The 12,499-nt window shown below is 70.8% G+C and carries 11 protein-coding genes; 7 read left to right on the top strand and 4 right to left on the bottom strand.

The genetic code is table 11. From position 1 onward, the window contains the following. Positions 1 to 40: 40 nt before the first annotated feature. On the top strand, positions 41 to 385 hold the full coding sequence (locus tag EWH70_RS14980) for a hypothetical protein (protein WP_130476000.1): 345 nt from the start codon (positions 41 to 43) through the stop codon (positions 383 to 385). Positions 386 to 860: 475 nt separating this feature from the next. Here the strand turns inward: EWH70_RS14980 and EWH70_RS14975 are convergent, their stop codons facing one another. Both EWH70_RS14975 and EWH70_RS14970 read right to left on the bottom strand, forming a co-directional pair. Next, positions 861 to 1,517, bottom strand: a complete 657-nt coding sequence (locus EWH70_RS14975; protein ID WP_130475999.1) for an RES family NAD+ phosphorylase — start codon at positions 1,515 to 1,517, stop codon at positions 861 to 863. Between the two features lie 40 nt (positions 1,518 to 1,557). Beyond that, positions 1,558 to 2,145 (bottom strand): DNA-binding protein, encoded by a 588-nt coding sequence (locus EWH70_RS14970; protein WP_130475998.1) that lies wholly within the window; start codon positions 2,143 to 2,145, stop codon positions 1,558 to 1,560. A 197-nt stretch (positions 2,146 to 2,342) separates the two neighbouring features. Between EWH70_RS14970 and EWH70_RS14965 the strand changes: the two genes are divergently transcribed. The 4 genes from EWH70_RS14965 to EWH70_RS14950 all read left to right on the top strand — a co-directional run bounded on the left by EWH70_RS14965 (position 2,343) and on the right by EWH70_RS14950 (position 6,624). Next, positions 2,343 to 2,903 (top strand): ASCH domain-containing protein, encoded by a 561-nt coding sequence (locus EWH70_RS14965; protein WP_130475997.1) that lies wholly within the window; start codon positions 2,343 to 2,345, stop codon positions 2,901 to 2,903. Positions 2,904 to 2,996: 93 nt separating this feature from the next. After that, positions 2,997 to 4,559, top strand: coding sequence for a sugar ABC transporter ATP-binding protein (locus EWH70_RS14960; protein WP_130475996.1), 1,563 nt, complete (start codon positions 2,997 to 2,999; stop codon positions 4,557 to 4,559). Further along, positions 4,556 to 5,605: an ABC transporter permease gene (locus EWH70_RS14955; protein WP_420809062.1), complete on the top strand. Its 1,050-nt coding sequence runs from the start codon at positions 4,556 to 4,558 to the stop codon at positions 5,603 to 5,605. The genes EWH70_RS14960 and EWH70_RS14955 overlap by 4 nt, the downstream gene beginning before the upstream one ends. A 20-nt stretch (positions 5,606 to 5,625) precedes the next feature. Further along, positions 5,626 to 6,624: a substrate-binding domain-containing protein gene (locus EWH70_RS14950; protein WP_130475995.1), complete on the top strand. Its 999-nt coding sequence runs from the start codon at positions 5,626 to 5,628 to the stop codon at positions 6,622 to 6,624. A gap of 49 nt (positions 6,625 to 6,673) precedes the next feature. Here the strand turns inward: EWH70_RS14950 and EWH70_RS14945 are convergent, their stop codons facing one another. Further along, entirely contained in the window at positions 6,674 to 7,660 is a 987-nt protein-coding gene (locus EWH70_RS14945; RefSeq protein ID WP_130476260.1) for a LacI family DNA-binding transcriptional regulator, read from the bottom strand. 118 nt (positions 7,661 to 7,778) lie between these two features. Here EWH70_RS14945 and EWH70_RS14940 point away from each other — a divergent pair, with 118 nt between their 5' ends. Both EWH70_RS14940 and EWH70_RS14935 read left to right on the top strand, forming a co-directional pair. Further along, positions 7,779 to 9,194, top strand: a complete 1,416-nt coding sequence (locus EWH70_RS14940) for an L-fucose/L-arabinose isomerase family protein (protein ID WP_130475994.1) — start codon at positions 7,779 to 7,781, stop codon at positions 9,192 to 9,194. Next, on the top strand, positions 9,187 to 10,686 hold the full coding sequence (locus tag EWH70_RS14935; RefSeq protein ID WP_130475993.1) for an FGGY-family carbohydrate kinase: 1,500 nt from the start codon (positions 9,187 to 9,189) through the stop codon (positions 10,684 to 10,686). The genes EWH70_RS14940 and EWH70_RS14935 overlap by 8 nt, the downstream gene beginning before the upstream one ends. Here EWH70_RS14935 and EWH70_RS14930 read toward each other — a convergent pair. Continuing rightward, the gene (locus EWH70_RS14930; protein WP_240686993.1) at positions 10,683 to 12,476 is read right to left on the bottom strand and encodes an ABC transporter ATP-binding protein; all 1,794 of its coding nucleotides are present in this window, start codon (positions 12,474 to 12,476) and stop codon (positions 10,683 to 10,685) included. The genes EWH70_RS14935 and EWH70_RS14930 overlap by 4 nt on opposite strands. Positions 12,477 to 12,499: the final 23 nt, after the last annotated feature.

Here is a 12,499-nt window from a genome sequence, read left to right as displayed (position 1 = left end):
TCCGGGAGGGGTCCCCGGCCGGGGCTCTAGCGTCCGTGCCGTGGGCTTCAAGAAAGCGGCGGCGATGATCGCCTGCCTGCTGATGCTGGTCATCGGGGGCGTGGCGACGCCGTTTGGGCTGCTCGTGCTGTTGTTCGCCACGGACCCCCCGTCCGGGCGGCCGACGTGTGACGGCAAGGCCATGTACCCCGGCGACAGCTGCTACTGGGAGCCGAGCGGGCACGAGGCGACCTACGAGGAAATCATGGAGCGCCGGAAAAGCGGGGAGGGGGAACGGGAGGCGCTGGTCAACGGCGGGATCCTGCTCGGCGGCGGCGTGGTGCTCCTGCTCGGCGGCGGGTGGCTGTACCGGCACCCGCCCCGCGACGCCGACGAGCGCAGGTGAAGGCCACCTTCACTACGTGAGACGTCAGGGGCCCGGCAAAGTTGGGCGTGGGTGCGTGAGCAAGGGAGCTTTACTGGCGAAGAAGGGTAGTAAAGCTCCCTCGCTGCTTTACGGGTGTGGCTGGTGGGGCTGCCGTGGCCTGCGATGCCAGCGGAACGCCTGGGAGCGTGTGAAGGCCGAGTTCCTGTCGCCAGACGTGATGAAGGTGGCCTTCACGTACCCGACGCCAAGCCGTCAGGCGGGCACACCTGTCACACCGGCACCAGCCAGCACACCCACCCCACCAGCCACCACGAACGAGACAACACCCCCGGCACCCCGCCGCCACCAACGGCACCATACTTGCGCGACACGCAACCACAGCGCCCCTGCCGACGGACCCAGGCCGTCGCTGCCCACGACTTTGCCGGGGCCCCTGACGTCTCACGTGGTGAAGGTGGCCTTCACGTGTTTGCCAGTCGCGAGGGGCGCCCGATCAGTTGACCAGGTCGTAGTTCAGTTCCTGGCAGACCCGGCCCAGCGGCACGTCGAGGCCCGGGTGGTCCAGTGGTAGCAGGACGTCCGGCGCCAGCGGCAGCGCCTCACCGGCCGGCGGGTCCCACAGGGCCAGCGCCGGGCCGCCGCCGTCCATCGACGAGCGGTACCACAGGCCGTCGAGGTCGCCGAACGCCGCGCGGATGGCCCTGGCCCAGGCCTGCGTGATCTTCTTCGGCCCGCTGGAGATCTCCTGCGACGCGCCGACGCGCGTCGGCCACAGCCCGGACAGGTCGAGCAGCCGCAGCGTGCGGGTCGGCCGGACGATCACCAGCTGCGGGCCGCGGGTCTTGCGGTCGACGGTGGACGTCGTCTGGTAGACCTCGGCGATGCTGGTGCGCACGGACAGGCCGAAGTACAGCACCCCGTTGCCGGGGTCGGTCACCGGCGCGCCGCCGCGGGCGGGCCGCTGCGGGTCGAATCGGCCGTGCGGCAGCGGCCCGGTGTAGCGGAAGGTGTTCCAGCGCTGCGGGTGCCGGCTGCGCGCGGTGAAGATCCTGACCAGGCGGGTGGCAGGGTGAACCGCGACGATGTCCTCTGTGCGGCGCAGCTCCCTGACCAGGACGGCACGCGCGGGAGGCAGGGGAAGCCTTGCCATACGTAGCGGATACCTGTTTCTCGTGCGGTTGTCGCCGACCCTACGCCGGTTCTCCCAGCGTTTGTATCAGGCGCGCGACCATGTCGGGGTCGCCCCCCGCGAGCAGCCAGTCCCTCGGGGTCGCCCACCGGTCGTTGATCAGCAGGTCGGACTGGGGCGTGCTCATGAAGGCGGCCACGACCAGCGGGGGCTGATCGGCGGGAACAGCGCGCAGCACCGTCTCCAGACCCGGCAGCACGCTGGTGGAGGTGAACTGCCAGGCCGGAAGGCGCCAGCCACCACCGGTGCCCTTCCAGCCGGTCAGCCGGCCCTCCTTCAGCTTGTGCCGGATGCGGCTGTCGTCCACGCCGAGTCGCTGCGCCGCGTCGAGGACGGTGAGCGACGACTCGGCCAGCACCGCGTGCGCGACGACCGTCCGGGCCCGCTGGTCCGGCTCGGTTTCCGTGTGCGGCGACAGGTCGAGCCCGACGTCGATGAGAGCTGTCCGCTGGTCGGGGGTGAAGTAGTCCGCCGGGTCCGGGTTGGGTGGCGACAGCTTCCGAGCCGCATCCTCGACGAGGGTGAGGAACTCGGACGCGTCCACTTTCAACCCGGCCTTGGCCAGGACGGTTTCCAGTGCGACAGTCATGCGCCTAGAGTAACCTGTGTGTGCGGGTTCGTGCGATTACCGGTCTCATCTGTGTGGCAACTCACCAAAGATCGACACAATGTGCACATAATCAAACACTCTGCGTAGAAGCCAGAGGTCAGTTTCCCCCGGATTCCCGTGGTTGTCCAGGGCCCAAGGTCTTGTTCGCCGGGACCCCTAGCGACAGGCTGGAACACGTGCAGATACCCCGCCCGGTCCTGGATCGCATCGTCGAGGGCGAGGTGACGCTGGCCTTCCGCCGGTGGCGCCGCCCCACGGTGCGTGCCGGGGGCACTCTGCGCACAGCCGTCGGGGTCCTCGCCATCGAGTCGGTCGACCCGGTGGACGCCGAGGACATCCCCGCCGAGGAGGCCATGCGCGCCGGGTACCCGGATCTCCCGGCGTTACGCCGCATTCTCGACCGCAGGCCCGAGGGGCAGGTCTACCGCATCGCACTGCGGCCGGGTGGGGAGGATCCACGGGTCGCGCTGCGCGAGACAGTCGCCACCGGGGACGAGGCCGACGCGCTGCGGGCGCGGCTGGCCCGCTGGCCGTGGGCGCACGACCTGCTGCGGCTGCTGCGCGACCGGCCCGGCGTGCGGGCCGCGGATCTCGCGGAGAGCGTCGGCAGGCCGAAGCCCGACTTCAAGGCAGACGTCCGCAAACTCAAGGAACTCGGCCTGACCGAGAGCCTTCCGGTCGGGTACCGGCTGTCCCCGCGCGGGGCGGCGTACCTGGCTGGAATCGAGGTCGGATGACTCGGCTTGACCACTTTCCTTGACACCCCCTGTCGAGTGACTCTAGCTTGCCGGTAATCGATTACCCGCCAACGTCGGCAGCAAGGGACCGCCATGGCCGCACCGCTCGTCGGAATGTCCGGCGTCAGCAAGTCCTACGGTGGGGTGCACGCCGTCCGTGACGTCGACTTCACCGTCGAACCCGGCGAGGTGCACGCCCTGCTCGGCGAGAACGGCGCGGGCAAGTCGACGCTGATGAAGGTGCTCTGCGGCGAGGTCGGCGGCTACCGCGGAGACATCCGCATCGACGGCGAGCCGGTGCGGTTCACCGGTCCGGCGGACGCCCAGCGCGCCGGGGTGGCGATGATCCACCAGGAGCTGGATCTGGTCCCGGCGCTGTCGGTCGCGGAGAACGTCTTCCTCGGCAGGGAGCCGAAAACGCCCGTCGGCACGGTGGACCGGCGCCGGATGGTGCGGGAGGCGAAGGCGCTGCTCGAACGCACCGGTGTCGAACTCGACGTGCGCCGCCCGGTCGAGCAGCTGCGAACCGGTGAGCAGCAGCTGGTCACCATCGCCAAGGCGCTGTCGCTGGACGCGCGCGTGCTGGTCATGGACGAGCCGACGTCGGCCCTGTCCGCGCCCGAGGTGGAGCGGCTGTTCGCGGTGATCGCGGAGCTGCGCAGGGCCGACGTCGGCATCGTCTACATCTCCCACCGCATGGAGGAGATCGGCCGCGTCGCCGACCGGGCCACCGTGCTGCGCAACGGGTCGGTCGTCGCCGAGTTCGACGCCCGCGAGCTGACGGCCGCGCAGGCGTCGGAGGCGATGGTCGGCAGGCCGGTGCACCTGATGTTCCAGGCGGAGGCACCCGACCAGCCGGCCGGCGAGGAACTGCTGGAGCTGAAGGACTTCCGGCTCGCCGCCGCCCGGCCCCGTCCGGGCAGGCGCGACCCCGCCGGGATCGACCTGACCGTGCGCGCCGGGGAGATCGTCGGGCTGGGCGGGCTGCTCGGCGCGGGCCGCACCGAGCTGCTGGAGACCCTCTACGGCGTCGGTACGAAGGCGCCCTGGCGGGGCCGGGTCACGTTGCGCGGCAAGCCCATCCACCCCAGGGGGCCGCGGCAGGCGCTGCGGCTGGGGATCACGTTCCTGCCAGAGGACCGCCGGGTCGCCGGGCTGGCGCTGGACCATTCGGTGCTGGCCAACAGCGTTCTGTCCATTGTGGACAGGCTGGCCCGGTTCGGGGTGGTGCCGCGGCGGGCCGAACGGGCCGCGGCGCAGCGGACGGTCGAGCGGCTCGGCGTGAAACTGGCCAGGCTGAGCAGCCCGGTCGGCTCGCTGTCCGGCGGGAACCAGCAGAAGGTCGTCCTCGGGCGCAACCTGCTCGCGGAGCCGTCGCTGCTGCTGCTGGACGAGCCGACTCGCGGTGTCGACGTCGGGGCGAAGGCCGAGATCTACCGGCTGCTCGGCGAGATCGCCGCGCAAGGGGTCGGGGTGCTGCTGGCGTCCTCCGAGCTGGCCGAGCTGGTCGGCGTGTGCGACCGGGTCGTCGTGCTGCGGGGCGGGGCCAGCGTGCGGGAGCTGAACACCAGCCAGGTCGGCGAGGCGGATCTGCTCGCCGCCGCTATGGGAGAGGGGCCGATGATCACCGAACTGGCCGAGGGGAGTGCGACGTGAGCGAACCGGCGACCAAGGCGGGGGATGCGGCCGCGTTCGGGCTGGAACGCCGACGCGGAGCGGACCTGCTCGAGGTCGTGTTCAAGTTCCAGAGCTTGTTCGGCCTGGTGCTGGTGGTCATCGCGGCGATCGTGTTCTCGCCGACCAAGAACGGCAGCCTGCTGTTCATCGACCCGGACAACCTGTTCAACGTCGTCCGGTCGATCTCCGAGATCGGCATCCTGGCCGTAGGGATGACGCTGGTCATCCTGATCGGCGGCATCGACCTCTCGGTCGGCTCGGTGCTCGGGCTGGCCAGTGTCGGCGCCGCGGTGCTGCTGGTGGAGAACGACCTCGGGGTGTTCCTCGCGGTGCTGATCGTGCTGGCCATCGGCCTGGTGTTCGGCCTGCTGCAAGGGGTGGCGTCGGCGAAGTTCGGCATCCAGGCGTTCATCGTGACGCTGGCAGGCATGCAGATCGCCAGGGGACTGGCCCGCATCTGGTCGGGCGGGCAGGGCGTGTCGATCACCTACGGCGACGGGCCCGGCCAGGCGCCGGTGGCGTTCTCGCTGCTCGGCGAGCGGACGTTCAACGGGGTGGTGCCGATCCCGGCGCTGGTGTTCGCGGTGGTCGCCGGGCTGGCGATCGTGCTGTTGAGGGTCAGCGCGTTCTCCCGGCACATCTACGCCATCGGTGGCAACGAGAAGGCCGCCCGGCTGTCCGGTGTGCCGGTGACCAGGGTGAAGGTCCTGGTGTTCGGCATCTGCGGGTTGCTGGCGGCGCTGGCCGGCATCGTGCACGCCGGGCAGCTCAACTTCGGCGGCCCCAACGACGGGGCCATGTACGAGCTGGACGCCATCGCCGCCGTGGTGATCGGCGGGACCAGCCTGATGGGCGGGCGGGGAACGGTGGTGGGCACCGTCGCCGGGGCGCTGCTGGTCGGCGTCCTGCGCAACATCCTCGCCCTGAACAACGTCGATTCGAACATCCAGCTGCTGGTGATCGGCCTGGTCATCGTCCTGGCCGCGGGCCTGCAGCGACTGCGTCCGGCCTCCGCCGGCTCGTGAGATTCGGAAAGGACCGCGCTATGACAACGAAGTCCAGGGTCACCGCGCTGGCAGCCTGCGCGTTGCTGGCGGTGACCGCCTGCGGCACCACGAGCGAGAACTCCCAGCCCGGCGGGCAGCAACCGGGCGCGGCACCCGAGTGCAACAAGGACGGCAAGTTCACCATCGGCATGAGCCAGGCCAACAAGGCCGAGCCGTACCGGGAGCGGATGGACGACGACATCGCCAAGGCCGCCGCAGCCGTGCCGCAGTTCACCGTGAACTTCGCCGACGCCCAGCAGGACAACTCCAAGCAGGTCGAGCAGGTGGAGAACTTCCTCACCCAGCAGATCGACCTGCTGATCATCAGCCCGAACGAGGCAACGCCGCTCACCGCCGTGGTGAAGAAGGCGTACGACCAGAAGATCCCGGTGCTGGTGCTGGACCGCAAGGTCGACGGGGACGCCTACACGTCGTTCATCGGCGCGGACAACGTCGACATCGGCAGGCAGGCCGGCCAGTACGTCGCCGAGGCGCTGCTGCCCAGCGGCGGGAAGCTGATGGAGATCAGGGGCCTGGCCGGGTCGACGCCCGCGAAGGAGCGCAGCGAGGGCTTCAAGCAGGGCATCCAGGGCAAGAACATCGAGGTGGTCGCCAGCGGCGACGGCGACTGGCTGCGGGACAAGGGGCAGCAGCAGGCCGACGCGCTGCTCAAGGCCAACCCCGACGTGTCGGTGATCTACTCGCACAACGACCCGATGGCCGAGGGTGCCTACATCGCCGCGCAGAACGCGGGCCGGACCGGGGTGAAGATCGTCGGCATCGACGGCCTGCCCATCGAGTCGGGCGGGCTGAAGGCGGTCGAGGCAGGCCGGCTCGCGGCGACGTTCCTGTATCCGACGGGTGGCAAGGAGGCCATCGACGCGGCGAAGAAGATCCTGCTGGAGTGCCAGCAGGTGCCCAAGCAGCAGGTCCTGCAGACCGAGCGGGTCACCAAGGACAACGCGGCCCAGGTCTACGCGCGGCTCAACCAGGGTTAGAAGCTCGTGAAGGCCACCTTCATTACGTGAGACGTGGTGAAGGTGGCCTTCACGAGCTTTGGACGCTGCTGCCGCGCTCGATGAGGCGGGCGTCGAGGAGGGTGGCGGTGGGGCCGCGGGTGTTGTCGGCGATGCGGGCCAGCAGCAGGCGGGCCGCCTCGGCGCCGATCTCGTAGGCGGGCTGGGCGACGACGGTCAGCGGCGGGTCGATGAGGGTGGCCCACGGCGCGTCGTCGAACGCGACCACGCCGACGTCGCGGCCGGGCCGCAGCCCGCGCTCGGCCAGCGCCTCCAGCACACCGATGGCCATCGTGCTGTTGGCGACCAGCAGCGCGTCGGTCCCGGGGTCGGCGTCCAGCAGGTCCAGCGTGGCCCGCCGGGCGCCCGCGGCCTTGTACTCGGCCCGCCGCACCACCTCGTCGTGGACGCCCACGACGGCGTCGCGGTACCCGGCGAGCCGGTCGTCGGCCGTGCGCACGCCGGACGGGCCGGTGACGCACGCGACGCGGCGGTAGCCGTGGCCGAGCAGGTGCCCGGTCGCCTCGCGCGCGGCGCGCCGGGTGTCGACCAGCACCTGGTCGCCGGTGCCCCCGGCCAGCGGCCGGTCGACGGCCACGACGGGGGTGCCCCGCCCGGTGAGCACCGCGACGTCGGTCTCGGTGCCGGTGGGGGAGAGCACCACGCCGGCCACCCGCTCCTGGACGGCGACGTCGAGGTAGCGGCGCTCCTTGTCGGCGTTCTCGTCGGAGTTGCACAGCACGACCGAATACCCGGAGGTCTGCGCGACGTCCTCGACGCCGCGGGCGATCGAGGTGAAGAACGGGTTCTCCACGTCGGAGATGATCAGCGCCAGCACCGCGGTCTCCTGCCTGCGCAGGTTGCGGGCCAGCCCGTTGGGCTGATAGCCCAGCTCAGCGGCCGCCTGCTGGACCTTGGCCACCAGTGCCGGGTCCACAGTGGACTTGCCGTTGAGCGCGCGGGACACGGTGGCCGTGGACACGCCCGCGCGTGCCGCCACGTCGCTGATGGTCGCCATGCCTGCCCTCTCGTCCACCCGCAGGATACGGGTCCCACGCACCGCCTATTGACACTGCTGAGAGTGCACAATAGCGTTTTCGGTAATCGATTACTCGCCCGGCGCAGCAGGAGGACTCGTGGCCCGCATCGGCGTGATCAGCATTTCCGACGGACGGGACCACGTCCACGCCCGGAACGCCGCGTTCATCCAGTCCAAACAGGACGCGCTGGTGGCCACCCTGCGCTCGGCGGGTCACGACGTGGTGGCCGGATCCGACATCGCGGCGACGAACCGGCTGGCCACGGCGGTGGCCAGGGAGGTGGCCGCCGCCGACGTCGACCTGACGATCTTCTACTACGCGGTGTGGAGTTTCCCGCACTTCACCATGCTCGCCGCCGACGCTACGCGCAGCCCGCTCGTCCTCGTCGCCAGCACCGACCCGACCGAACCCGGCCTGGTCGGCATGCTCGCCGCGGGCGGGGCGCTGGACCAGATCGGCCGCGAGCACCTGCGCCTGTGGGGCGGGCCGGAGGACGCCGAGCTGGCCGCCGCCATCGGCGCGCAAGCCCGTGCCGCGGCCGCGGTCGCCGCCCTGCGCGGGTCGACGTTCGGCCGGTTCGGCGGCAGGCCGATGGGCATGAACACCGCCGTCGCCAACACCGACCAGTGGATGCGGCAGTTCGGCGTCGACGTCGAGGAGATCGACCAGTACGAGCTGGTCCTGCGTGCGGAGAAGGCCGACGCGGGCGAGGCCCGCAAGGCGCGCGAGTGGATCGAGGCCCACGCCGCCGGCGTCCACTACGACGGCAAGAAGCTGACCCCCGAGCTGCTGGAACGGCAGCTCCGCTCCTACCTCGCCGTGCGGGACATCATCGAGGAACGCAATCTGGACTTCTCGGGCATCAAGGCCCAGCCGGAGCTGACCGAGCACTTCGCCACGATGGACGTCACCGAGGCGTTCCTCAACGACCCCTACGACTGGAACGGCCCGAAGCCGGTGCACGTCACCGCCACCGAGGCCGACATGGACGGCGCGCTGACCATGCAGCTGTTCCACAAGATCTCCGGCGACCCGGTGCTGTTCGCCGACGTCCGGCACTACCACGCCGACCGCGACATCTGGGACCTGTGCAACTCCGGCCAGCACGCCACCTGGTACGCCGCGCGCAGTGACGACCCGGCGGAGAACCTGGCGCGGGTCAATTTCTACCCGGAAGTGTTCTTTTTCCCAGCCGGTGGTGCCTCTGTGCAACACATCGCCGCGCCGGGGCAGATGACGCTGGCCCGGCTGACCCGCCAGGGCGGCGACTACCGGATGCAGCTGATGCTCGGCGAGTTCGAGAGCTACGACGACGACACCAACACGGCCCTGATGCGGCAGTCGACGCCGGAGTGGCCACACGCGTTCGCCCGGCTGGACGCACCGGCGGAGGTGTTCCTGCGTAACTTCGGCGCCAACCACATCCACGCCGTCCCCGGTGACCGCCGTGCCGAGATGCGCGCGGCCGCCGACCTGCTCGGCATCCGGCTCGACGAGTGGTCGCGTGGCTGATCCGCTGCTGCTCGGCATCGACATCGGGACGTCGAGCTCGAAGGGGGTGCTGGTCGATCCGGCCGGCACCGTCGTCGCGCGGGCGACCCGGCCGCACGAGACGTCCTACCCGCATCCCGGCTGGGTCGAACACGACGCGGAAACCGTCTGGTGGCAGGACTTCCTGGAGCTGGCCAGGGAGCTGGTGGCCGCGGCGGACGGGCGCCCGCTGGCCGGCCTCGGAGTGTCCGGCATCGGGCCGGTGCTGCTGCCGGCCGACGCCGACGGCCGCCCGCTGCGGCCGGCGATCCTGTACGGCGTCGACACCCGGGCGAGCACCGAGATCGAGGAGCTGACCGCGGAACTGGGCGCCGAGTCCATTGTGGAGCGTGGCGGCACCCCCCTGTCGTCGCAGGCCGTCGGGCCGAAGTGGCGCTGGCTCGCGCGGCACGAGCCGGAGGTGTTCGAGCGGACCGAGCTGTTCCTGATGGCCAGTTCCTACCTGGTGCACCGGCTCACCGGGGAGTACGTGCTGGACCACCACTCGGCCAGCCAGTGCGACCCGATGTACGACCTGCGTGCGGCCGGCTGGGCACCGGACTGGGCACCGCTGTGCGCGCCCGGCGTCACGCTGCCGAGGCTGGCGTGGTCGACGGAGGTCGCGGGCACGGTCACCGCCGCGGCGGCGGCCGAGACCGGCCTGCCGCGGGGGCTGCCGGTCACCGTGGGCACGGTGGACGCCTGGGCGGAGGCCGCCAGCGTCGGCGTCACCGATCCCGGCGACACCATGGTCATGTACGGCACAACGATGTTCCTCATCCAGGTGCTGGCCGACCCGACACCGCACCCGGGGCTGTGGACCACCCGCGGCACCCACCCCGGCACGTTCTCGCTGGCCGCGGGCATGGCCACGTCGGGAGCGATCACCGACTGGCTGCGCAGGCTGACCGGCGGCGAGTACGCCGAGCTGGTCGAGGCGGCGGGGCGCGCGCCGGCCGGCGGACGTGGCCTGCTGTTGCTGCCGTACTTCGCCGGTGAGCGCACGCCGCTGTTCGACCCGGACGCCCGGGGCGTGATCGCCGGGCTGACGACGGCACACGGCCGCGCCGAGATCTACCGCGCCGCGCTGGAGGGCATCGCCTACGGCGTGCGGCACAACCTGGAGACGATGGCCGAGGCGGGTGGCGGCGGACGGCGGCTGGTCGCCGTGGGCGGCGGCGTGCGGGGCGGGCTGTGGACGCGGATCGTCAGCGACGTCACCGGGACCGCGCAGGAGGTGCCGAGGGAGACCGTCGGCGCGGCGTTCGGCGACGCGCTGCTCGCGGCGGTCGCCGTGGGCATGGAACCGGACGTCACGGCGTGGAACCCGGTGAAGCGGACGGTGTCGCCCGACCCGGAGCGGGCCGCGGTGTACGAGCGCTTCTACCCGTACTACCGGGCCCTCTACCCGGCCACCGCCGACCTGGTGCACTTCCTGGCCGAGGAGCAGCGCCGCGCCGACGCGGACGGCTAGTGTCCCGCGCTGGAAGTCCGGTGCAGGCTAGGCCCCGCCGGCGACATCCCGGCGTCAGCCGGGGTGTTGGGGGTGAGCAACTGCGTGGCCGCCAGTTCCCGGTACAGGTCACTGGTCGCCAGCAGCTGCTTGTGGTTCCCGGTCGCCCGCACCGTGCCGTTCTGCATGACGACGATCTGGTCGGCCGATACCACCGTGGACAACCGGTGCGCGATCAGCAGCACGGTGCACTGCTTGGCCACGGACTCCACGGTCTGGCGCAGCGCCTCCTCGTTGCGAGCGTCCAGTTGCGCGGTGATCTCGTCCAGCAGGAGGACGTCCGGCCGCCTGAGCAGGGCCCTGGCGATCGCCAGTCGTTGCCGCTGGCCGCCGGAGAGCATGGCCCCGCGCGAGCCCACCTCGGTCGCCAGCCCGTCGGGGAGTTCGTCGACGAACCCGGTCAGCCCGGTCGCGGCCAGAACCTGGCGTATCTCGTCGCCTGACGCGGTCGTGGCGCCGTAGGTCAGGTTGTCGTGGATGCTGCCGGAGAGCATCGTCGAGTCCTGCTCGACATAGGCGATGCGGCGCCGCAGCTCCGCGCGGGTCAAGGTGGCCGTATCGACCTCGTCGAGCAGGATGCGCCCGCTGTCGGGCTGGTAGAAACGTTCGGCGAGGGCGAACAGCGTGGTCTTGCCCGCACCGGAGGGGCCGACGACGGCTGTCCGCTCGCCCGCCCGCGCGGACAGGGTGACCCCGTCGATGCGGAAGTTCCGGTCCGGGTATCCGAACCGCACGTTGTCGAACCGCAGCGTCGGTGCGGTCCGTGGGCGGGCGGGTATCCGGACGTCGACGTCGTCCTCGATCTCCATCTTCTCCACCTGTTCGATCCTCGACACTGCACCGAATCCCTGGAAGACCGTGGAGACACCACTGACCAGTCCGGCGACCGGCCCCATCATCCGGAACAGGTAGAGCAGAAAGGCGATGAGAGTCGCGACGTGCAGGCTGCCGGCAGCGACCATGGCGCCGCCGACGCCGAGGACGATGAGGAACGAAACCTGGACGGCCGTACCGGTGAGTACACCGATCACGGCGTCGTACTTCGCGCCACGCAGTCCGGCCCGGTACGCCAGGCGCGCCGCCTGGTCCGCGGCGGCGGTCTCCACCGGCTCGGCGGCGTTCGCTTTGACCGTTCGCGTGGCGCTCAGGGCACGCTCCAGTACGGCGCCGACAGCGCCGATCTGCTCCTGGACCGCCTGGCTGGCGCGTCTGATCCGGGGCATCACGATCCCGCCGATCAACCCCACGACCACCAGGACGCCGAAGCTCACCAGGAAGAGTCGCCAGTCGAGCATCCCCATGAGCACGCAGGCGGCCACGAGGGTGACGGCGCCGTCCAGGAGCTGGATCACCCCGGCCGACGCGGCCTGCTGAAGCACCGTGGTGTCGGACGTGACCCGGGTGGTCAGGTCGCCGACCGGCGTGTTGTCGGTCTCCCGCACACGGAGCCGGATCAGGCGGTGGATCAGGGTTCGCCGCAGATGCAGGACCACTCGTTCGGACGTGCGGCTGGTGAGCCAGACCGTCAACCCGGTGAGTGCTGCCGAGACCACCAGCAGTCCGGCGAGCAGCAGGAGCGGGTTGGTCAGATCGCCGTCCGCTCCGAGCGCGAGCAGGACGTCCTCGATGATCATCGGCTGGGCCAGGCTCGCCGCGCTGGAGCACAACGTCAGCGTGCCGACGATGGTCAGCATCGCCCGGTGCGGGCGAATATAACGCAGCAGCGTGGCCAGGTTCCCGGCTCCGGACACACCTTCTTCAGCCGTTGTTCGGT

Source organism: Amycolatopsis suaedae (assembly GCF_004214935.1).
GTDB classification, from domain to species: Bacteria; Actinomycetota; Actinomycetes; order Mycobacteriales; family Pseudonocardiaceae; genus Amycolatopsis; species Amycolatopsis suaedae.
This window is presented reverse-complemented; position numbering and strand designations above follow the sequence as displayed.

Bases quoted from the DNA above. Each gene is read 5' to 3' on its own strand.
- EWH70_RS14975 (WP_130475999.1), bottom strand. From the start codon at position 1,517: ATGGCAAGGCTTCCCCTGCCTCCCGCGCGTGCCGTCCTGGTCAGGGAG.
- EWH70_RS14970 (WP_130475998.1), bottom strand. From the start codon at position 2,145: ATGACTGTCGCACTGGAAACCGTCCTGGCCAAGGCCGGGTTGAAAGTG.
- EWH70_RS14960 (WP_130475996.1), top strand. From the start codon at position 2,997: ATGGCCGCACCGCTCGTCGGAATGTCCGGCGTCAGCAAGTCCTACGGT.
- EWH70_RS14950 (WP_130475995.1), top strand. From the start codon at position 5,626: ATGACAACGAAGTCCAGGGTCACCGCGCTGGCAGCCTGCGCGTTGCTG.
- EWH70_RS14945 (WP_130476260.1), bottom strand. From the start codon at position 7,660: ATGGCGACCATCAGCGACGTGGCGGCACGCGCGGGCGTGTCCACGGCC.